Genomic DNA, 20,471 nt, shown 5'->3' with positions numbered 1-20,471 from the left:
CTAGCGAAGGGTGGAAAGCCGGTTTTTGCGGCAACTGGACGGTTTAGCCGAAAAACTTTTCTTTTGAGAAAATTGCGCTCCAAATTCTTTTTAAGTTTTTAAAATATGCTAAAATTAAATTATGGTTGAAAGCAAAAAAATTTTTGATTTAGCGGTTATTGGCGGCGGGCCGGCGGGAATTTCTGCGGCAATTTATGCTCGCCGTGGCAACTTTGAGGTTTTGGTTTTGCACAACGGCGGTGGCTCTTTGGAAAAAGCGCACAAAATTGAAAATTATTACGGTTTTAAGGACGGAATTTCCGGGGCGGAACTTTACAATGAGGGGCTTTTGCAGGCGGAAAATTTGGGAATTGCTGTAAAAAAACTGGAAATTACGCATTTTGAGGTAAACTCAAGCGGAAACTTTGAAATTTTGGCTGGCAAACAGAAATTTGAGGCAAAATCTTTGGTTCTTGCCACGGGAAACAAAAAACTTCGTCCAAAAATCAAGGGCTTGCAGGATTTTGAAGGAAAAGGCGTCAGTTTTTGCGCTGTCTGCGACGCTTTTTTTTACAGAAAGAAAAATGTCGTAGTCATTGGAAACGGAAAATTTGCGTTGAGCGAGGCTGATGTGCTTGCAAATGTCGCTTCTTCCGTAAAAATTCTTACAAACGGCGAAAATTGCGATGAATTAAAAAAATTGAACACAAAGTATTTTGTTGATGAACGAAAAATCGAAGAAATTAAGGGCGACGAAAATTCTGGACTTGTAAACTCGCTTGTTTTTTTTGACGGAGAAATTTTAAGCGCGGACGGAATTTTTATTGCGCTGGGAGAAGCTGGCGCCGCAGACTTTGCAAAAAAAGCAGGCATTTTTTTGGACGGCGACAAAATAAAAGCTGACGAAAAAATGCAGACTAATTTTCCGGGGATTTTTGCCTGCGGAGATTGCACGGGCGGACTTTTGCAAGTAAGCAAAGCGGTTTTTGAAGGGGCATTGGCAGGTTTGAGCGCGATCGAGTTTTTGAGGAATAAACCAGGAAGTTATTCAAAAAACTGATAAAAAAGTTTTTTATGCCGCTTAAATGCAGCAAGTTGTTGAAATGCAAGGATTTAAAACAAAAAAAAGCCAACTCCCGGACTTGAACCGAGTACCTGCTCGTTACGAGGGAGCTGCTCTACCAGGTGAGCTAAGTTGGCGTACTTGGATATGTTAATAAAATTTTTTTAGAAAATCAACTATCTGTTTGTTAAGGTTTATCAACACTAACTTTTATTGCTTGATTTTATTTTTTGATTTTGGGAAAATCTTTTTTATGAATTCCCGCTCTTTCAACACTGTTGAACTTATGCTTTCCCAGCCAGTTGGGTCGCTTATTATAAAAAACGCAATTCCAACCATTATTACGATGATGGTAAGCGCGATTTACAATACGGCGGACACTTTTTTTGTAAGTCAGCTCGGAACTAGCGCTTCTGGCGCTGTCGGTGTTATTTTTTCGCTTATGACGATGATTCAGGCTGGCGGCTTTATGATTGGAATGGGTTCTGGGTCTATTACAAGCCGTGCGCTTGGCTCTGGAAACCGCCAAAAAGCGCAAACTTTTGTTTCTACGGCAATTGTCTGCGTTTTTAGCCTCGGACTTATTTTTTCGATTTTGGGAACAATTTTTAACAAGCCTCTGGTTAGACTTCTTGGCGCAACTGACACTATTTTTCCTTTTGCGCTTGATTACGCGCGTTTTATAATTTTTGGCTGCCCTTTTATGATGAGCGCCTTCGCAATGAACAATCTGTTGCGTTTTCAGGGCAAGGCCGCTTTTTCGATGATTGGAATGGTTACTGGCGGAATTTTGAATATGCTTTTAGATCCGCTTTTTATTTTTGTCTTTAAAATGGGAATTTCTGGAGCGGCGATTGCAACTTTAATAAGCCAGATTACGAGTTTTTTTATCCTGCTTTCTATGTTTTTCTTTAATCCTCAAGTTGTAAAATTCAATATAAAGTCGGTTGCAAAAAAATTTTCAGTTTATTTTGACATTGTTACGACTGGACTTCCAAGCCTTTTTCGGCAGGGCACAACTTCGGTTTCGACAATTTTTATGAATATCGGCGCGGCAAAATACGGCGCCCTTATGTCTGGTTTTGCACTGACAGCAGCTCAGACGGCAGACGCCGCGGTTGCAGGCATGTCTATCAGCAACAGGATTTGCCAGCTTTTAATGGCGGTTGCAATCGGACTTGGGCAAGGTTTTCAGCCTGTATGCGGAATAAATCTCGGCGCAAAAAAATATGACCGCGTTAAACAGGCTGTTGCTTTTTTAATAAAAGGAACTTCGCTCGCAATGGCAGTCCTTGGAACTGTCGTTTTTATCTTTGCCCCGCAAATTGCGCATTCGTTTCGTGACGATGAAGCCGTCATAAAAGTCGCTTCAATTGCTCTCAGAATGAGCTGCTGCGTTCTTGCCTTTCATTCAATTATTTTTGGTTCAACAATGCTTTTACAAACTGCCGGCGAGAAACTTTCTGCAACAGTGCTTTCGTCTCTCAGACAGGGAATTGTTTTTGTTCCAATGATTTTATGTCTGCCTTACACTGTTCAGCTTTTTGGATTTGAACCAGTTGCTGGAATTATGCTCACTCCGGCTCTGAGCGATTTGCTTTCTGCGTTCATCACTTTGCCGTTTTTAATAAAATATCTAAAAAAATTAAAGTAAGTTATAATCGAATTATGAAAAATTCATTTGAAAAAGATGCAACAAATTCTCTAAATCATAAATGGCAGGATGCGGTAAAGCGGGAAATTCCAATTTACGACCGGGGAAATTCAATTCGCTCTGTTTTTGACAGAGATTACACAAGACTTTTGCACTGCCAGGCTTTTAGCCGGTTAAAACACAAAACGCAGGTTTTTTATTCTCCGCACAACGACCACGTATGCACACGAATGGAACACGTTCTTCACGTAGCCTCAGTTTCTGACACAATCGCAAAATATCTTGGACTCAATACCGAATTGACGCAGGCGATTGCAACAGGACACGATCTGGGACACGCGCCTTTTGGCCATACCGGCGAAGAAATTTTAAACAGCCTTATGGAACAGCGTCCGGGCGCAAATGCTCCTAAAAAATTCTGGCATGAACGAAATTCTCTTTTTTTTGCAGATTATATCGAAACTCTTCCAGACCCAGACGGTTTTGAGCGTACATTGAATTTAACTTATGCTGTCCGCGACGGAATTGTCTGCCACTGTGGCGAAATTGACCAGCAGGGATTAAAACCTCGTAAAGAAAACATTCCTCTTTACGACATAAAAGTTCCAGGTTTTGTACAGCCATTCACATGGGAAGGCTGCATTGTAAAACTCAGCGACAAAATTGCATTTTTGGGAAGAGATTTGCAGGACGCACGTCGCTACCACATTCTCGACATGGGATGTTACCGTCAATTGCGCGAAATTGTAGGCAGCACTCTCGGTTTTTCAAGTTCTGGAAAAGCAATAAACACAACCGTCTTAATCAACGATATGATTGTAGACCTCTGCAAGAATTCAAGTCCGGAAAAAGGGCTTTGCTTTAGCGAGCAATATTTTAAGTTTATAAGCGAATTAAAAAAATTCAGTTTTCAAAAAATTTACAGCCATTGGCGTCTTCTTGAATTTAAAAATTATGCACAAAATGTTTTGGGAACAATTTACAGAACTTTGATGGGCACACAAAGCTTTGCAAAAAATGGAAGAATTCCATCTTCCATGCGCTATTTTAAGAATTTAAGCTCAACTTTCGAAGACTGGCTAATTCGATATTCAAATTACATTCCTCAGGACGCTCCTGACAGAAAAAAAACACTCCGCTACGAAACGCCGGTTGTTTTTGATGTAAATGAATACGAAAATTACCAAAAATGCGTAATCGAATATATTTCCGGAATGACAGACAATTTTGCAATCGCCTGCTATGATGAAATCATCAATTTTTAGAAATCTCAGTCAAAAAAGTCCGGACAATGCGAACAAAAAAAACGAAATTTTACTTTCCTTTTAAAATTTCCGGGTGATATTCAAAGTGCATATTATCAAAAATTATCCAGTTTCCGCCCCAAATAAATCCTTCATCTTCAAAAATGTCGATTATTTTTTGAGGCGGCATCCAGCGTTTTTCGAGAGGAGTGAGCATCCAGTTTTTCGGATCTTTGTCGCGCGTCCAGCTCCAAAAAATTGCTTTTCCGTAGAGCCTTTTCGGAATCAAATCGACTGCAATTCCATACGAATGAAAAGATTTTCTTCCGCCAGTACCTTCAATTACACGCCAATTGTAGGCATCTGCCGATTTTAAATTTTTTATAAATCCGTCAATTTCGGGATCTTCCTTTGCAAGGTTTAAAATCCGTGTTTCAACATTTAAGAGAGGATTTTTTATCCGTTCATGAATTTTTGTCGATTTTCCTAAAAAAGTTGAATAACTTATATGATCCTCAATTATCACCTTGGATTTTGCAGCATACAAAAAATCAAAAAAAAACATCGGCGTGCCCTGAGAAGTTTGCCTGTTTTTGCTTGAAGAAAAATTCCGTACTTCTTCGATTTCTTCAGCATTCATTTCTTTCGGATCTTTCAGTTTTGAATATTGGTAAATGAGTTTCCAATATTCATTTTTGTTTTCAAGTTCATCTTCCGGCAAAAGCCTGCCGTCCGCCCACCACAACTCTGTCTGTTTTTTTTCTTCTTTGTCCGGGAAAATCGGAGCAGAAATTTTTACAAGCCAGTCATTTTTTTCTTCATCGTAAAAACTTTCAAAAGAAACGTCAGGATAAGATTTTCTAAAAATTTCAAGCTGAACAGGCTCTTCCGGAAGCTTTTTCTCTTCTGCCAAATCGCTTATTTTTTCGGCAAAAATCGAATTCAGTTCATTTTGTTTTTTTACATTTTTTTTCTTAATTGAAAAAAAAGTCCCTGTCAAAAAAAATAAAACCGCTAAAAAAATGAAAAATTTTGCTGTAAAACTTGTATGTCTGAAATTCATCTGCCTATAAAATATTTTATACCAAAATTCTTCAGTTTTAAACAAAAAAAGCACAAAAAAAAGACCTTGCTAATGATTTTCTCAAAAGCAAGGCCTTGACTAGTCTTTTCTAGTAGTCCATTCCCATTCCCGGGTTTGGAGCAGCAGCTGGAGTCGGAGGCTCTGGAATATCAGTGATTGCACATTCTGTAGTCAGCAACATTCCTGCGACAGAAGCCGCGTTCTGCAAAGCCGAGCGTGTAACCTTAGCAGGGTCGATGATTCCATCTTCCATAAGGTCAACCCATTTTCCTGTGCGTGCATTGTAGCCAACGCCTTTCTTCTCGTGCTTAGCTTTCTCAGCGACAACAGCTCCGTCAACACCTGCATTCTCAGCAATCTGGCGGATTGGCTCTTCCAAAGCGCGGCGGACAATCTTGAATCCGACTTTCTCGTCGTCAGAAAGGTCTTTCGCAGCATCGTCAGTAAGAGCAGCCGCAGCTTCAAGCAACGCAATTCCGCCGCCTGGAACAATTCCTTCTTCCAAAGCCGCGCGTGTAGCCGCCAAAGTATCCTCAACGCGGAATTTCTTCTCTTTCATCTCGGTCTCAGTGATTGCGCCGATATTGATTACAGCAACTCCGCCCGAAAGTTTTGCGAGACGCTCCTTGAGCTTTTCTTTGTCGTAGTCAGAAGTAGATTTCTCAATCTGAGCCTTGATTTCCGCAACACGGTCAGAAATCGCTTTCTTGTCGCCTGCTCCGTCAACCAAAGTTGTGTTGTCCTTGTCGATTTTTACAGATTTAACCTGTCCAAGCTGGCTAAGGTCCGTCTGGTCAAGCTTAAGTCCAAGCTCTTCAGAGATTACAGTTCCGCCAGTCAAAATAGCGATGTCCTGAAGCATTTCCTTTCTTCTGTCGCCGAATCCTGGAGCCTTAACAGCAACACATTTGAGTGTTCCGCGGATTGAGTTCAAAACCAAAGTTGCAAGAGCTTCGCCGTCCATATCCTCGCAGATAATCACAAGCGGCTTTCCAGTCTGAGCGACTTTTTCAAGCAATGGAAGCAAGTCTTTCATTGTGGAAATTTTCTTGTCGTGAATCAGAACGTAAGCGTCGCTATAGTTGATTTCCATTCTCTCGCGGTCTGTAACAAAGTAAGAAGAGATATATCCGCGGTCAAACTGCATTCCTTCAACAGTCTTAACAGTTGTATCCATATTCTTGGACTCTTCAACAGTGATTACGCCGTCTTTTCCGACTTTCTCGATTGCATCCGCAAGGATTTTTCCGATTTCAGGGTCGTTGTTCGCAGAAACTGTCGCAACGTGAGTAATGTCATCCGAGCCTTTGACTGCGCGGCTGTTCTTTTTGATTTCCTCAACAGCAACAGCGACAGCCTTGTCAATTCCGCGCTTAACCTCGATTGGAGTAATTCCAGCGGCAACTGACTTCAATCCTTCTTTTACAATTGCGTAAGCCAAAACAGTGGCAGTTGTAGTTCCGTCGCCTGCGACATCGTTTGTCTTAGAAGCAACTTCTTTTACAAGCTGAGCACCCATATTCTCAAAAGGGTCTTTAAGCTCAACTTCCTTTGCAACGCTAACGCCGTCCTTTGTGATAGTCGGCGCGCCGAATTTCTTGTCCAGCATAACAAGACGTCCGCAAGGACCAAGTGTAACTTTTACAGCGCGTGCAATCTGCTCAACGCCAGAAAGCATCTTTTTGCGCGCATCTTCATTGAAAATCAACTGTTTTGCCATTTTCTATTTATCTCCTATAATTTTTTTCGTTATCCAAAGCGATTTTCCATCAACTTTAACTTTAAAATATAAAAATAAATTCCAATCGGCAAGAAAATTCGTAAATGAATTTGAAATAAATTTTAAAATAATCATAATGGGCGTTTCCCGCTTGCGCGGGCCGGTTGTTCCGCACTTCCGCTACTCGCTCCATTCCAAAAGACAAAACGGTTCCCATTTTGTCTTTTGGAACGCCTTCGGCGGTGCTCCATAACCTAACGCATTTTTTATTTAGTCAAAGTATCAATCAAAGCGCCGAGCTTTTCCTGAGTTTCAGTAAATTCACGTTCAGGAGTCGAATCGTAAACAATTCCACCACCGGCCTGCAAACTAAAAATTCCATCTTTACACAAGCAAGAACGAATCGTAATGCAAAAATCTAAATCCCCGTTGTTCTGGATATATCCGACCGCCCCGGCATAAAAACGCCTTTTTATTTTTTCCAAACGGCTCAAAATCTGCATTGCGCTGATTTTAGGCGCTCCGCTCACAGTTCCTGCCGGAAAAGACGCGCGCAAAACCTGAATCGGCTTTACGCCTTCGCGCACAAAACCTTCCGTATTCGAAACAAGATGAATTACGTGGCTGTAACGCTCGCACTCCATATATTGAGGAACAGTCACGCTTCCACTCTTGCAGACTCGTCCCAAATCGTTTCTTGCAAGATCAACAAGCATAAGATGTTCGGCGCGTTCTTTTGGATTTTCGCGCAGAGTTTTGCTCAATTCTTCATCTTCGGCTTCGTTTTTTCCACGATGAATTGTTCCCGCGATCGGATGAATAGACGCTTTTCCTTCACGCACGCGCACCAAACTTTCCGGAGAAGCTCCTGTCAACTGAAAATTTCCAAAATCAAGATAAAACATATAAGGCGAAGGATTTACTTTTCTCAGTTTTCCATAAACCTGCAAAGCCGTCGCCTTGCATTCGATCTGGACACGGCGGCTCGGAACCGCCTGGATTATGTCTCCGTCAACAATGTGCTTTTTAAGTTCTTCAACTTTTTGAACATATTCGCGCTTAGACTGCTCAATATCTGTCAGAATTTTATATTCAAATTTTCCAATTTCGTTTTCAACATAAGAAAAATCCATGTCGTTTATTCTTTTGACCATTTTTTCAACAGCAGCTTGAATATCGATTTTGTGCTCCTTGTAGTTAAAACCAAAAATATGCATTGTTTCGGTAAAATGGTCAAACACAATGTAAATATGTCCGGCAATAAAAAGGCTTTCAGGAATTCCAAGTTCATCTTCCTGCTCAAAAAAACGAATATTATCGCATCTTCTTGCAAACTCATAGCTCAAATATCCCATTCCAGAAGCCGGAACCGGAATATCAGAAGAATTTTCAAAATTTTTGTGCTGCTGGGCAACATACAAAAGAGCGTCCAAAATATCAGCCGGCTTTTTACGGCCAAGAGCGTCAAGAGAATCTTCCACAGGAACAAAAGGCACACGGGAGCCGTCAATTAAAAATGCAACTCCGTCATCGTCCTGAACAATCTTGAAAGCCTCCTCAGCCATCAAAATCGAGTAACGTTCACGCCCTTTTGCAAAACTTGCCGATTCCAAAATGCCAACAGCCCCGATTTTGCGGGCCAACGAATAAGGAGTATAACGCTCACTAGAAATACATTTATAAACTGAATCAAAAATATCTGACATAAAAAACCCCAATTATTGTTTCTATCAAAAGAAACAATACATCAATATTCTGTTTCTGTCAATAGAAACAAATAAAAAACAGCAACGCCTCTTATTCAAAAATTTCAGAAAATGGCACTTAAGTTTTGAACAGTTTGAGTTTCATACAAAAAAACTTGACATATTTAAACTTTTTGTTATATTTAGTTTTATAGCGTTTTTTTGGAGTAGCCCATAACCTAGAAGAGGAAGAAGATAAATAAAAGAAATACTTTTTTTGCCGTTATGCTTACAGCCTGTTTTGTTTCGCTTCCGACTTTTTCTTGCCATAACAGTTACGGTTCCGACGGACCTGGCGACCAACCCATGGATTTTAGCGAAACTTCTTATTCCAAAAATTATGCCCTGTGGAACATAAAAAAGCCCGAAAACTACATTTTTGTTCTAAACGGCGAACTACAAGACAATTCGGAAAAAGCATACGAAGTTCAAGCTACAGTTTCCGGCAAAAATAATTCAATAAAATTCTCAGAAAAAACTAACATATCCGAAGAAGATAGCTTGATTACTTCCATAGAGGAACTGTTCACCGCAATAAAAACAGTATCCACAGACACCAGTTCAAATTATGAAAAACTGCTTCTAAGTTACGACAAAACATACGGCTATCCAGAACTATTTTTGTATTCCGCCATTCAAAACGATTCAAAAACAGCAACTTTCAAATACCTTGTAAAGAGTTTTGAACCACTTTAACGTTCCTCTGTTTTATTTTTCGTTTTTTGCTTATAATATTTTTATGATTTTTATTTCTGACGGGCAAAAAAATGCTCTTCTTGAACGGTTTTTACGGTATGTTCAGATTTGGACAACCAGCGACAGTTCCCGTGCCGATTCGGGTTTTCAGCCTTCGACCGACAGACAGTTTGACTTAGCTAGACTTCTAAAAGAAGAACTTGAACAACTCGGTCTTTCCGACGTTCAAATTACAGAAAAATGTTACGTTTACGGTCGGTTGCAGGCTTCGGACGGAGCAAATGTTTCAGATTCACTTTCATTTTGTCTTCTTGCGCACATAGACACTGTAGAAGAATGTTCAGGTCAAAATGTAAAACCTGTTCTTACAAAAAAAAACGGCGACACAATAATTTCGACAGACGGCTCAACACTTTTGGGGGCTGACGACAAAGCAGGAATTGCCGAAATTATGCAGACACTTGCTTTTTTTAAGGAAAACCCGCAAATAAAACACGGCGAAATAGAAATTTGCTTTAGCCCGGACGAAGAAACTGGGCATGGAATGGACAACGTTCCTCTCAACCTAATAAAATCAAAACAAGCTTACACTGTAGACGGCGGAAATTTGGGTGAACTCGAAACCGAATGTTTTAACGCCTGCAAAAGCGAAATTAAATTTACAGGAATTTCAACTCATACAGGAAGCGCACGCGGCAAAATGGTAAATGCGGCGGTTATGGCGGCAAATTTTATTGCTTCAGTTCCACGACACGAAGCTCCAGAAACAACCTGTGGTTTTGAAGGATTTTTTGCGCCAATGGAAATTTCCGGCACAATAGAAAAAGCAGAAGTTACTGTTTTTTTGAGAGACTTTTCCACAGAAGGAATGGAAAAACGAAAAGCCTTAATCGAAAAACTTGCACAGACAACGGCCCTGATTTTTGGCGGCAAAACAGAAGTAAAACACACTTTTCAATATGCAAACATGAAAAACGGACTTGAAAATTCACCTCAAACCGTGCAAAAACTTGTAAACGCATACAAATCTGCCGGAATTGAGCCTGTTTTTCCTCCAATCCGTGGAGGAACAGATGGTTCACGGCTTACAGAACTGGGAATTCCAACACCAAATATTTTTACTGGCGGCCACGATTTTCATTCGCGCTCAGAGTGGGCAAGCCTGAACGAAATGAGCAAGGCATTAGAAGTCCTAATAAATTTGTGCTCAGTTTAAGCCGAAACTAAATTAAAAAAATAACACTTTGGAGAACAAAATGTTTGAATACAAAATCGAAGGCGGAATTCCAATCCGCGGAACTGTAAAAGCGAGCGGAAACAAAAATTCTGCATTGCCGTGCATTGCGTCTTCTCTTTTGACAGACGAAACTGTAATTTTGCGAAATATTCCAGACATTGAAGATACTTCGGTAATGATTTCAATCTTGCAATCGCTCGGAGCAAGTGTCGAAAAAATTGAGCACCACACCTGGAAAATCGAAGCAAAAAAAATCGAAAAAACTGATATTCCAAGTGAATTGAGCAAAAAAATCCGCGCTTCAATCCTTTTTGCAGGTCCGCTCGTTGCAAGAACTGGAAAAGCTGTCATGCCGCCTCCAGGAGGCGATGTAATCGGCCGCAGACGCTTAGACACGCACTTTCTCGCTCTTCAGGAACTTGGCGCACGAATAACAGTTGATGGCCCGTTTACTTTTACAGCAAACAAACTTGTCGGAGCAGATTTATTTCTTGACGAAACTTCCGTTACGGCAACAGAAAATGCAGTTATGGCGGCTGTTCTTGCAGAAGGAAGAACAAAAATCACGAATGCGGCCTCAGAACCGCACGTGCAGGATTTATGCAACATGCTCGTTGCAATGGGAGCAAAAATCTCAGGAATCGGCTCAAATATCCTTATAATCGACGGTGTAAAAAAACTACACGGAGTTGATTTTTCAATTGGACCTGATTTTATGGAAATCGGTTCGTATATTGGACTTGCGGCCGCAACAAAAGGTTCAATTACAATTACTGGAATCCGCGCGGAAGACATGAGGCCTTTGCGCGTTGCATTTGGCAAGCTTGGAATAACATGGACAATCGAAGGCGACACTCTGACAGTCGCTGTCGGTCAGGAAATGAAAGTAAACACAGACTTGGGAGGAATGATTCCAAAAATTGATGATTCTCCATGGCCGGGATTTCCGCCTGATTTAACTTCGATTATGACAGTTGTTGCAACCCAGGTTGAAGGAACTGTTTTGATTTTTGAAAAAATGTTTGAAAGCAGAATGTTCTTTGTTGATAAACTTATAAGCATGGGAGCAAGAATTACTCTCTGCGATCCACACCGCGCAGTTGTTTCCGGTCCAAGTATTTTGCACGGAGATAATCTTGTTTCGCCGGATGTGCGCGCGGGCATGGCAATGGTAATTGCAGCAATGGCAGCTCATGGCGAATCGACAATTTCAAATATTTATCAGATTGAACGAGGATATGAACACCTTGTAGAAAAATTGCAAAGTCTTGGCGCGCACATAAAACGTGTGGAAATCAGCTAAAATTGCAAAAATAAAAGCTAAAAAAACAACTTACGCCAGATGCGCAGGGCGTAAGTTGCAAATTTATTTGCAATGGAGCGGACAGCGGAACCCGAAGCAGCTGGTTAGAGCGCAAATTGCCGTCCAAATTTTAATTCGTTTTTCTAGTCACAAAATAAAATACTGCAAAAAAGAATACTACAATCCAGAATCCGAGCGCAACCAAGAGGGAGGCAGTTCCGGCGACGCTCACAAGCATAAAATTAAAAAGTTCGGCGATTGACAAAATAATTTGAATAAATGCGTCGCATGCTAAAGCGCAAAATGGAATTATAAAAACCCAGACAAATTTAAAAACCTGCTCTTTGTGAATTCTAAAATTCCAGGCTAATCCTGCAAAAAAAACTAAAATTGTCATCATTATGAGCGGATAAGTAATTCGCTTTATTAAAAATGCGCCGGAAATTTCGTTGGAAAAACCGAAATTCTGCGCTTTTCCGGCAGTTTTTAAGAGCGTGTTCAAAGGCATTGTCCTCAATCCGGCGCTCTGCTCGCAAGCCGTAAAAAAATCTTCTACCGACATGGCAAGCACTGTCGAAACCGGCTGCGTTTTTTGATCGGGATGCAGAGAATATGAAAACTCGTATTTTGGAAGAATTATTTTTTCGCGTCCGTTTCTGTCTAGACTTTTTAACAAAATATACGGAACTCTTTTTACTTTTTGAGGCAAGTCAAGCTGAGCGCGCAAATTTTCGTCAAAAGAACTGACTGCAACTGAAAGCATTTTTGCATAAGGAACGCTGAACGACTTTATAAAACTTCCGTTTTTGGCAAAGGTTGTCACCGTCAGACCGCGCAAATACTGCACCATTCCGCCATTGTCATAAACCGGTGTAATTCCCTGAATATAAACAACATCTGTCCGTCCGTCCGAATGTTTTACCGTAAAATAAACATTCAGAAAATTTTCAAAAATCCTAAGACTGTCGGTTTCATCGATAAAAAAGCACTGTTTTTCCATACGGTTGCGTGCAATCGTTAAAAATTCCGTCACATCTGGATCTGAAGCCCATTCAATATCCTGCTTTGAAATTTCCACAAACCGATAATAAGCTTCAATATTGTCGCCTTCGGAGAGCGCCTTATACGCAGAACGCTTTTTTGCAAATAAAATTTGGTCTCGTGTTTTTGCAGAAGGAGAGACAGACTGCAAAACGTTCCATGCCTGGCTTGCAAGCCTGTGCGCTTCTTTTATGTTTATGTCTTTTTCTGAACCGGTAGTCGTGGCAAGCTGAGCAAAATAATGAGAGTCAAACCATTTGCCTTTTTCTGCCGCCATTTTTGATTTATTGATGAGAGAAGTTACCGTTTCGCCAGAAATTTCATCAAAAATATTAAGATTTCCGCCTGTTTTTACTTTTTCTGTTTCTGGAGAAATTTTCTTTATTGCTTTTAATACCGCCTCTGACTTGTCGATTAAATTTTTTCCTTCCGAACTTGCCGGTCGAATTTTTAGAATCTGGGTTCCGTAACGGTGAGCTAAAACATAATTTTCGGCAGCAAGAGATTCGTTTCCAAGCTGAATATATTCTGTCAAAAGCCGTTCAGAATTTTCAGCAAAGTTTTTTTTTCGCTGAACAACTGGAGCGGCAATTTCTGAAACTCCGCTCATAACGGCAACGAGAATCAGCGACAAAATCATAGTTCTTTTAAAATCTTTTACAATAACCGGACTAAAACGCATCTGTGCTTTTTCGGAATCAATTCCAAAATAAATCGAAAGCGCAACCAAAAAGCCGGAACTCAAAACCGCGGGCAAAAGTCTAAAAAAATACAAAAATCCACGGCAAAAAATATAAGTCCGACGATATTCTTCAAGAACAGAAGGAACTCTCCCAATAAAAGCAGAAATTCCAAGGCAAAGTGCAAAAACTAAAAAAGCATAAGAAAAAATTATTGCAGCAGACTTTCTCATCGCTCGGCCTCTTTTTTGTTTTTATATTTGAATATAAATAAGAGAATTCCAGAAACCAAAATGAAGGCAAATAAAAAAAGATTTATCGTAACAAGAAGAGGTTCTGAATTCTCAAAAATTTTTTGAATAAAATTCATTTTTCCGCCTGGTTCGACTGCAAGCAAATGTTCATTCCACGAAATCCGCAAATTTTTAAAAATAAATCCTTTATAAAAAGAATAATTCACAAGACAGACAACTCCGGCTGCAAACATTACGCTGAGCGCATTTATAAGCCGCCAGCCGCTCGTATATTGAAACGAAATTACCGAACAAAGCGCAAGAACAAAACTCAAAAACGAAATCCAGCTCAGCCAGCCGCAATTCCAGGCAGAACGTGCATTTTCTATCAAAGTTGAATAAACACGCAAAGGAACGAGCAAAACCAGAGGAAGCTTTACAACATCTCGAATCAAAGTGTCTGAATACTTTCCGTCATAAAGTTCTTCCACAGAAGAATCAAAAAACTTGACGATAGAGCCGGCTTCTCCAGTAATTCCGCTCAAATCGATAAAAAGACCGTTTGATTTTCCATTTTCTTCAACCCTGGAAAAATAAAAGACGCCTCCGGCCTCCGGTCTGAAAAAACCAGACGATAAAAGTTTTTTTTGATTTTTTTCTGTTTTTTTGTTTTCGCAAGATCTTTGAAGATTAAAGCAAACTGGCACCAAACAAAACCAAGTAAGCGCGCACAAAAAAATATAGGCGCCAAGACGAAAAAAATGATTTTCCCGATGGCGAATTCCATAAAAAATTATAAATCCGAGAACAACACTTACAGTCAGCGGAAAAGCAACAAAAAGGCCTCGGACAAAAAAGTTCCAGTTAAAAAAGTTCAATTTTTCGCCTGCAACCAAAAGTGTCAAATCGCAGAAAAGCATATAAATTCCGGCAGCAACAATCAATCCAAAAAAAGTTGCAACAAGATAATAAATAATCATATTAAATGCGGTCTTCATCAGCTTTTGTAAACCTCATAATCACAAGTTATCCACAAGTTGTACACACAAACTTTCGTTAGTTATTAAATTTTCGGCAAAACGAACAAACGTTATTAAAAAAAATAATTGGTTTTAAGATTTTTTTTATTTTACTAATTCCTTACAACACAATAAATTAACAAAACCAGTATTCAATTCGGCAAAAAAACGTTCACAAGTCCTGCCACTTTTCATTCTAAATTTTTAACTATACACACGTTTTTAAACATTTTATCCACAAGTTATGCACAAGTATCCACAATTTATACACAAGCTTCCGCACAAAAGCACATTTTATCCACAAGCATCTTTCGCCAAACTTTGTTTTGCCCAACTTTTTTTATTTTTGACATAAAAAAATCCGCCTGCTCTTTTTATGCCAGCGGATTTTATTTTCAAAAAAGTTTTTTGTGCCGCTTCTTTTGCTCAACGTCAAAACACAAGATTTGACACAAAAATTTACACAATTTTTTATAAAATTTTCTATCCCAAAAAAACTGAACCTTGCTGGTCAATTGCAAGAATCGACTTACATTCAGAACAGCGGAATCGTCCGCTTCTTGTCGCCTTTAGGCGTTTTGAACAAACAGGACAACTAAAAATCTTCGGAAAAACGCTTTCTTCAACCTGAGTTCCGTTTTTGAAAAAGTTGATTGCATCTCCCATCGAATCTTTTATATTAAAAAACTGACTAAAGCCCAAAAGCTGGAAAACTTCGTAAACCTTCGGCTGAATTTCAAGAAGAACAACATCCCCGCCCTTCGGTTTTACCATTTTTAAAAATGCAGTAAACGAGCCAATTCCAGTCGAAGAAACATAATTAAGAGAAGCGCAGTTAAAAATAAGATTTACATAACCTGCTTCCACAACCCTTGCAATTCTTTTTTGAAAAAAGCTCGAATTGTAAGTGTCAATGTATCCAAGCAAATATATTGTCAGGCAGTTTTCAACTTCTGGTACTTTTTCAAGATTTATTTTGAGACTGTCATCTTTTTCGTCATTAAATCCAGGAACAATATTATTGTTACTCATAAAACCCCTGCTAACATTCGATATACGGTAAATTATAAGACAAAAATCGCTATTATGTCAAATTTATCAAATTCCTGAAAATTCAAAAAACAGAGCGCATTCACCTCCCGCAACCTGCTTTTCGCAGTTTTATCCGGCAAAGCCGGACACTTCGCGCTGCTGCAATCAGGGCTATATTTTCGGTTCACGTGCATTTTTGTTTTTGCGCGTAAAAGTCAATTCATTTTTCCAGCGTTCAAAGGACTCCATCCTCGGTCAACTTTCAACAAAACTCCGTTCAAATCGTCACTTTTAAGCAAAAATTCAGCCTTTTTAGCAATCGATTCCCTTTCAATCAATTTTTTTTCAGGCATTTTGTTTTTGCCTTCCTCAAGAATTTTTTCGCTCTGATATTCAGTTTCGGTAAAGCCCGGTAAAATCGCATTGCAGGTAATTCCATCGGAAGAAAATCCGCAGGCAACCGACTGCACAAGAACGCCAAGTCCGGTTTTTGCGCCAGCATAAGCGGCATTTGTCAAAAATTCCGAACGGAAATTTGTTCCTGTTCCGCCAAAAAGCAAGATTCTTCCAAAGTGCTTTTTTTTCATTTCAGAAAGAGCCGCGCTCACGCAAATTCCAGGAAGGGCATAATCTAAAAGCGAAATTTTCTGCCATTCAGAAAAGCTCATTTTGTCTAAACTTTTTTGCAAAAAAGGTCCGTAGCAGACGCACAAAATGTCTGTTTTTTGGATTTCATTTATAAGTCCGGAATTTTGCAGATTTTCAAAAGGTTCAGAATCAAAATCAAACGGCACAATTTTTATTTCCATCTTATTTTCAAATTCACTTTTTAAATTTTGTCTTGTTTTTTCAAGTTTTTGCAAATTTCGTCCATGAATTATTAAATTCGCTCCGTTTTTTAAAAGCATTCTGGAAATTTCAAAACCAATTCCACCGCTTCCACCAACAACAAGGGCGTTCTTTCCTTCAAAATTTTTCATGTAAAAAATTATACAGCAATTTTTTTTGCTAATCAAAAAAATCTAAGTTAAATGACAGCTTTTTGCAAAAACGCTAAAATATCTTTATAAGTTTTTCATCTGGAGCAAAGCGCAAATGAACCTTAACAAAATTGCAATCGTCCTTGTAAATCCCGAAGAAAGCCGCAACGTTGGAGCAGTTTGCCGCGCAATGGCAAACAATGCGCTTTCTGACCTGCGGATTGTCGGGTCAAAAGAAAATTTTGACGACGAGCATGTAAGACGGCTTGCAATTCACGCGGCAGACATTTGGGAAAACGCGAAATTTTTTAATTCGATTACAGAAGCCACAAAAGACTGCGCGCTTTCCGCAGGCACAACACGCCGACGAGGAAAAAAACGCAAAGACAAACTTTTGCTCCCGGAAGAATTTGCAAAACTCGCCTCGGACATTTCAGGAACAGAAACAAGCAAAGGTCAGACTGTCGCAGCAGTTTTTGGAAATGAGCGCACAGGTCTTTCCGACGAAGAGCTTTCAGAATGTACAATCGGAGTTACAATTCCTTCTTCGCCAGGCTTTGCATCCCTCAACCTTTCGCACGCAGTTCAAATTATTGCATACCAATTTTTTAGAACGCAGACAAAAATAAGTCCAGGCTATGTTCCCGTAAACCTCGAACGTTTGACCAAAACTGTAAACACAATTTCAGAAAGTCTTAAAAAAACCGGTTTTTTCAAGGTTGCTGGAAGAGAAGACATGGAAAATTTTTGGCGCGGAATTCTTTCAAGGGCGTCTTTGAGCGAAGGCGAGGCTTCCTACATTGAAAAAACATTCACAAAAATTGCAGGTCTTGCTCAAAAAAATGAATCAATTCAGGACCAATGACATTTTTCTTGCAGTTTCTGACAGCTTTTGCCAAGCAATTTTCAAGTTCGCGAATATTTCCAGGCCAGTCGTAATCCTGAAGTTTTAAAAGTGCGGTTTTGGAAATCGAAAAATTCAGTCCGCGCTTTTTTAAGTATTCAGCTGAAAGCTCAAAAATATCTTCTTTTCTTTTTCTTAACGGCGGAATTTCAATTTCGACTGCGCTTATCCTAAAAAACAAGTCTTTCCTAAAACCGCCATTTTTTATTTTATTCCGCAGATTTTGATTTGTTGCAAAAATAAACCTAACATCGACTTTTCGGCTTTCATCGCTTCCAATTTTTCGGATTAAACCGTCCTGAACAGCAAGCAAAAGTTTTGACTGGAGATGCAGCGGGAAATCGCCAATTTCGTCAAAAAAAATCGAGCTTCCGTCCGCCCTGCCAATCAATCCTTCACGCTCACAGTTTGCATCGGTAAAGGCTCCAGTTTTTACGCCAAAAAGTTCACTTTCGAAAAGACCTTCGGAAACAGCAGAAATATTTTCGGTTATGAGTTTTTTGCCTTTTTTTCCAGCAGGACTCATTTCGTGCAGAATTTTTGCAGCAAGCGACTTTCCAGTTCCACTTTCTCCAGTAAAAAGAACGCACTCTTTGTGCTTTGCCGCTTGCGCAATCTGAAGACGCAATCTTTTTACGCCCAGAGACGAGCCTGCCAAGTTAAAAGAAGAATTTTTTTGACAGACAGGATTTTCTTCATTATCAATTTCAAAACCAATCATTTTAAAAAGCAGCGGAAACCCAAACGGAAGATGAATTACATATTTTGGAATATAAGAACTGTTCTGAACCTTTGTCGTCAAAAAGAAAATTTTGTGTCCGTTCTGTTTTGTTATTTCGCCAAAAAGTCCATCACCTTTAAAAAAATCATAATCGCACAAAAAAATACAGTTCGAAAAATGCAAAAGACAATTTTTAAATGACTTTTCTGAATTTAAAACTTCAAAACAACAGAAGCCCGAAAGCGCATTTGAACACATTGAAACAAATGCCGAATTTAGTGAGAAAAAAAAGATTTTGCCTTTCAAAAAAACTCTCAAGAATTCTTTTTAAAAAGTCTGTACCAGAATACTAAAATTATATAACGCAAATACGGAAAAATGAGAAAAATTTTCAAAGGATTTTTAAAAATTTCCGGCCAAATTTCAAGTCCACGGTCAAAAGTTTTTTCGCTTACTCTTTTTACGCGATCAGAAAAAATTCCAATGCAATCTTTGTAATACAAAAAAATGCTCGAAGCAAAATTGTTCCGCCGGTTATAGGCCCACAATTTTTTTTCCTTTATTCCATCGCTCACAATTACAAGAGAAGGCGCCGCTTTATAAATTGCCTGGACTACATCTTTTTCAATATCTTTTGAATAATATCCGACGTAACGGCCGACAATTTGAAGGTTTGGCAAGGTTGAACGCAAATTTGATTCTGCTTTTTGAAGAGCCTTTTTTCGTCCTCCAAGCAAAAACAGCGATTTGTAGTGATATTCCATGACCGACAAAATTGCAATTACTGCGGAAAAAGGATTGTATCTTACAGGAACTGTTTTTTTTAAGAATTTTGCGCCCCAGATAATACTTTTTGAAACCGGCAAAATTAAATCGGCAGAATGTAAATACTTGCTAAAATTCTTTTTCTTTTTTCTGCCTTTTAGCAAATCCCAGACAGAAAGAAAGACAATCTGTTTTGAGCCAGGTTTTGCGAGAATTTCAAGAATAACGTCGTCCATGTCGCCAGGATTGCAGACGTCAACCGGAACACCAAGCAAATTTATTCTTTTTAGTTTTGAATTTTCATTTCTTAATTCTTCTGCCATATCTTTCTTCCCGTTACTGCATTCTGCACGCAGGCAATGCCATAAAGCGCCGCAGTTTCGCATCTTAAAATATTTGTTTCAAAGTGAACTGGAACAATTCCATTTTTAGAAAGAATTTCTATTTCTTCGGGACTTATTCCGCCTTCCGCCCCGCAAAAAACTGCGTAATTTTTAATTTTTTCAGAATCCGAAATGACTTCGTAAAGACTTTTTGTTTTTTCGCTTCGCTCGTACAAAACGCAGGCAAAACCGCTTTCTGAATTTTCTCCGGCAATTTCTTTCCAAAGCGCACAGGCTTCATCCAACGTCAAAGTTTCTTCAATTTCGGTCAAAACTGGACTTCCGCTCTGCTGGCGAGCTTCTTTTACAATCCGCTCATAACGTGAATTGCGAAAATTCTTTTCTGCTACGCCATTTTGCGTAAATTTTCCAATCACAGGAATTATTTTTAAAACTCCACATTCTGTTGCCTGTCTCACAATCAAATCCATTTTTGAACTCTTTGCAACAAACTGAAAAAGATAAAAATTCACTTTCGGACAATATTCGCTCTGATTTTCGCCTTCTTCTTTTAAAACTTCCAAAACAGAATCGCATACTTGCAAAGTTACGGCGCGCCTGTTTTCATCAATTTTTGCAACGGTCGTACCAGAAAGTTTCCCGTCTGGCAAACGGACATAAAGCATATCACCGACAGAAAGCCTAAGAACTTGTTTTAAATAACGAAAATCTTTTCCGTTAATTTCGAGAAGTCCTTTTTTGTCTGGATTTACTGTCGAAACAAACTGCCTCATTTTTTTTCGGCAGACAGCGATTCGTCTTTTAAAGCCGCCTCTTCCTGCAATTCTTTAAGAGTTTTTGTATTTTTTAAAAGTTCATCAAATTCAGCCTTAGATCCGCTCAAAATATCAAGAGCCGCAACAAGCTGAACGTCCCAGTCCAAATCGTAAAGCATTGTGCCTTTTGTGCGGTTTACTTCGTTTCTTACGAGTTTTCTGAGTGTCGGCAAATCAATTGCAGTGTATTTTTCGTGCAATTTTTCTGCAAA

At 39.3% G+C, this 20,471-nt stretch carries 17 protein-coding genes, 1 tRNA gene and 1 pseudogene; 7 read left to right on the top strand and 12 right to left on the bottom strand.

Annotation, left to right across the window (positions count from 1 at the left end; genetic code table 11):
- The first annotated feature begins 121 nt into the window (after nucleotides 1-121).
- A complete protein-coding gene (locus B4N75_RS04375; RefSeq protein ID WP_296667887.1) occupies nucleotides 122-1,039 on the top strand; it encodes an NAD(P)/FAD-dependent oxidoreductase in 918 nt (305 codons plus the stop codon).
- 67 nt (nucleotides 1,040-1,106) lie between these two features.
- Here B4N75_RS04375 and B4N75_RS04370 read toward each other — a convergent pair.
- Nucleotides 1,107-1,179, bottom strand: a tRNA-Thr gene (locus B4N75_RS04370).
- A gap of 116 nt (nucleotides 1,180-1,295) precedes the next feature.
- On the opposite strand from B4N75_RS04370, the gene B4N75_RS04365 reads away from it, so the two are divergent.
- Both B4N75_RS04365 and B4N75_RS04360 read left to right on the top strand, forming a co-directional pair.
- Nucleotides 1,296-2,696, top strand: a complete 1,401-nt coding sequence (locus B4N75_RS04365) for an MATE family efflux transporter (RefSeq protein ID WP_296667889.1) — start codon at nucleotides 1,296-1,298, stop codon at nucleotides 2,694-2,696.
- Nucleotides 2,697-2,710: 14 nt separating this feature from the next.
- Nucleotides 2,711-3,961: a deoxyguanosinetriphosphate triphosphohydrolase family protein gene (locus B4N75_RS04360; RefSeq protein WP_296018264.1), complete on the top strand. Its 1,251-nt coding sequence runs from the start codon at nucleotides 2,711-2,713 to the stop codon at nucleotides 3,959-3,961.
- Between the two features lie 49 nt (nucleotides 3,962-4,010).
- On the opposite strand, the gene B4N75_RS04355 is transcribed toward B4N75_RS04360, so the two are convergent.
- The 3 genes from B4N75_RS04355 to B4N75_RS04345 all read right to left on the bottom strand — a co-directional run bounded on the left by B4N75_RS04355 (nucleotide 4,011) and on the right by B4N75_RS04345 (nucleotide 8,450).
- Nucleotides 4,011-4,940 (bottom strand): M15 family metallopeptidase, encoded by a 930-nt coding sequence (locus B4N75_RS04355; protein ID WP_296667891.1) that lies wholly within the window; start codon nucleotides 4,938-4,940, stop codon nucleotides 4,011-4,013.
- 172 nt (nucleotides 4,941-5,112) lie between these two features.
- Nucleotides 5,113-6,744, bottom strand: a complete 1,632-nt coding sequence (gene groL / locus B4N75_RS04350; protein ID WP_296706661.1) for a chaperonin GroEL — start codon at nucleotides 6,742-6,744, stop codon at nucleotides 5,113-5,115.
- A 266-nt stretch (nucleotides 6,745-7,010) separates the two neighbouring features.
- Nucleotides 7,011-8,450, bottom strand: a complete 1,440-nt coding sequence (locus B4N75_RS04345) for an anthranilate synthase component I family protein (RefSeq protein ID WP_296667895.1) — start codon at nucleotides 8,448-8,450, stop codon at nucleotides 7,011-7,013.
- A 264-nt stretch (nucleotides 8,451-8,714) separates the two neighbouring features.
- Between B4N75_RS04345 and B4N75_RS04340 the strand changes: the two genes are divergently transcribed.
- The 3 genes from B4N75_RS04340 to murA are packed head-to-tail and all read left to right on the top strand — an operon-like array spanning nucleotide 8,715 to nucleotide 11,725.
- Nucleotides 8,715-9,185 (top strand): DUF6174 domain-containing protein, encoded by a 471-nt coding sequence (locus B4N75_RS04340; protein WP_296706659.1) that lies wholly within the window; start codon nucleotides 8,715-8,717, stop codon nucleotides 9,183-9,185.
- Entirely contained in the window at nucleotides 9,172-10,401 is a 1,230-nt protein-coding gene (gene pepT, locus B4N75_RS04335; protein ID WP_349681378.1) for a tripeptide aminopeptidase PepT, read from the top strand. The genes B4N75_RS04340 and pepT overlap by 14 nt, the downstream gene beginning before the upstream one ends.
- Before the next feature lie 40 nt (nucleotides 10,402-10,441).
- Nucleotides 10,442-11,725, top strand: a complete 1,284-nt coding sequence (murA, locus tag B4N75_RS04330; RefSeq protein WP_296018226.1) for a UDP-N-acetylglucosamine 1-carboxyvinyltransferase — start codon at nucleotides 10,442-10,444, stop codon at nucleotides 11,723-11,725.
- A 130-nt stretch (nucleotides 11,726-11,855) separates the two neighbouring features.
- Here murA and B4N75_RS04325 read toward each other — a convergent pair whose 3' ends face one another.
- The 4 genes from B4N75_RS04325 to B4N75_RS04310 form a co-directional block, all read right to left on the bottom strand.
- Nucleotides 11,856-13,679, bottom strand: coding sequence for a hypothetical protein (locus tag B4N75_RS04325; RefSeq protein WP_296706657.1), 1,824 nt, complete (start codon nucleotides 13,677-13,679; stop codon nucleotides 11,856-11,858).
- On the bottom strand, nucleotides 13,676-14,677 hold the full coding sequence (locus tag B4N75_RS04320; protein WP_296667901.1) for a hypothetical protein: 1,002 nt from the start codon (nucleotides 14,675-14,677) through the stop codon (nucleotides 13,676-13,678). Before B4N75_RS04320 ends, B4N75_RS04325 begins: the two co-directional genes overlap by 4 nt.
- 504 nt (nucleotides 14,678-15,181) lie before the next feature.
- The gene (locus B4N75_RS04315) at nucleotides 15,182-15,730 is read right to left on the bottom strand and encodes an STAS domain-containing protein (RefSeq protein WP_296018205.1); all 549 of its coding nucleotides are present in this window, start codon (nucleotides 15,728-15,730) and stop codon (nucleotides 15,182-15,184) included.
- A 215-nt stretch (nucleotides 15,731-15,945) separates the two neighbouring features.
- On the bottom strand, nucleotides 15,946-16,710 hold the full coding sequence (locus B4N75_RS04310; protein ID WP_296706655.1) for an SDR family NAD(P)-dependent oxidoreductase: 765 nt from the start codon (nucleotides 16,708-16,710) through the stop codon (nucleotides 15,946-15,948).
- 115 nt (nucleotides 16,711-16,825) lie between these two features.
- Here B4N75_RS04310 and B4N75_RS04305 point away from each other — a divergent pair, with 115 nt between their 5' ends.
- Nucleotides 16,826-17,575 carry an RNA methyltransferase gene (locus B4N75_RS04305; protein WP_296667905.1) on the top strand — a complete coding sequence of 250 codons (750 nt, stop codon included), beginning with the start codon at nucleotides 16,826-16,828 and terminating at the stop codon, nucleotides 17,573-17,575.
- Here the strand turns inward: B4N75_RS04305 and B4N75_RS04300 are convergent.
- The 4 genes and pseudogenes from B4N75_RS04300 to B4N75_RS04285 form a co-directional block, all read right to left on the bottom strand.
- Nucleotides 17,523-18,494: a sigma-54-dependent transcriptional regulator gene (locus B4N75_RS04300; protein ID WP_296706653.1), complete on the bottom strand. Its 972-nt coding sequence runs from the start codon at nucleotides 18,492-18,494 to the stop codon at nucleotides 17,523-17,525. The genes B4N75_RS04305 and B4N75_RS04300 overlap by 53 nt on opposite strands.
- A gap of 155 nt (nucleotides 18,495-18,649) precedes the next feature.
- Nucleotides 18,650-19,423, bottom strand: a complete 774-nt coding sequence (locus B4N75_RS04295; RefSeq protein WP_296667909.1) for a WecB/TagA/CpsF family glycosyltransferase — start codon at nucleotides 19,421-19,423, stop codon at nucleotides 18,650-18,652.
- On the bottom strand, nucleotides 19,408-20,217 hold the full coding sequence (locus B4N75_RS04290; protein ID WP_296706651.1) for an RsmE family RNA methyltransferase: 810 nt from the start codon (nucleotides 20,215-20,217) through the stop codon (nucleotides 19,408-19,410). Before B4N75_RS04290 ends, B4N75_RS04295 begins: the two co-directional genes overlap by 16 nt.
- Nucleotides 20,214-20,471 (bottom strand): annotated as a pseudogene (locus B4N75_RS04285) (peptidase S41); the annotation flags it as partial. The pseudogene B4N75_RS04285 and the gene B4N75_RS04290, both read right to left, overlap by 4 nt.

It is taken from the genome of Treponema sp. UBA7570 (genome assembly GCA_002477955.1).
Taxonomy (GTDB): Bacteria; Spirochaetota; Spirochaetia; order Treponematales; family Treponemataceae; genus Treponema_D.
Note: the sequence above shows the minus strand (reverse complement) of the source record. Positions and strands in the feature narration are given on the sequence as shown.

Excerpts from the sequence above, each read along its gene's own strand:
- B4N75_RS04375 (WP_296667887.1), top strand. The coding sequence starts at position 122 with ATGGTTGAAAGCAAAAAAATTTTTGATTTAGCGGTTATTGGCGGCGGG.
- B4N75_RS04365 (WP_296667889.1), top strand. The coding sequence starts at position 1,296 with ATGAATTCCCGCTCTTTCAACACTGTTGAACTTATGCTTTCCCAGCCA.
- B4N75_RS04360 (WP_296018264.1), top strand. The coding sequence starts at position 2,711 with ATGAAAAATTCATTTGAAAAAGATGCAACAAATTCTCTAAATCATAAA.
- groL (WP_296706661.1), bottom strand. The coding sequence starts at position 6,744 with ATGGCAAAACAGTTGATTTTCAATGAAGATGCGCGCAAAAAGATGCTT.
- B4N75_RS04345 (WP_296667895.1), bottom strand. The coding sequence starts at position 8,450 with ATGTCAGATATTTTTGATTCAGTTTATAAATGTATTTCTAGTGAGCGT.
- B4N75_RS04340 (WP_296706659.1), top strand. The coding sequence starts at position 8,715 with ATGCTTACAGCCTGTTTTGTTTCGCTTCCGACTTTTTCTTGCCATAAC.
- murA (WP_296018226.1), top strand. The coding sequence starts at position 10,442 with ATGTTTGAATACAAAATCGAAGGCGGAATTCCAATCCGCGGAACTGTA.
- B4N75_RS04325 (WP_296706657.1), bottom strand. The coding sequence starts at position 13,679 with ATGAGAAAGTCTGCTGCAATAATTTTTTCTTATGCTTTTTTAGTTTTT.
- B4N75_RS04320 (WP_296667901.1), bottom strand. The coding sequence starts at position 14,677 with ATGAAGACCGCATTTAATATGATTATTTATTATCTTGTTGCAACTTTT.
- B4N75_RS04315 (WP_296018205.1), bottom strand. The coding sequence starts at position 15,730 with ATGAGTAACAATAATATTGTTCCTGGATTTAATGACGAAAAAGATGAC.
- B4N75_RS04310 (WP_296706655.1), bottom strand. The coding sequence starts at position 16,710 with ATGAAAAATTTTGAAGGAAAGAACGCCCTTGTTGTTGGTGGAAGCGGT.
- B4N75_RS04305 (WP_296667905.1), top strand. The coding sequence starts at position 16,826 with ATGAACCTTAACAAAATTGCAATCGTCCTTGTAAATCCCGAAGAAAGC.
- B4N75_RS04295 (WP_296667909.1), bottom strand. The coding sequence starts at position 19,423 with ATGGCAGAAGAATTAAGAAATGAAAATTCAAAACTAAAAAGAATAAAT.
- B4N75_RS04290 (WP_296706651.1), bottom strand. The coding sequence starts at position 20,217 with ATGAGGCAGTTTGTTTCGACAGTAAATCCAGACAAAAAAGGACTTCTC.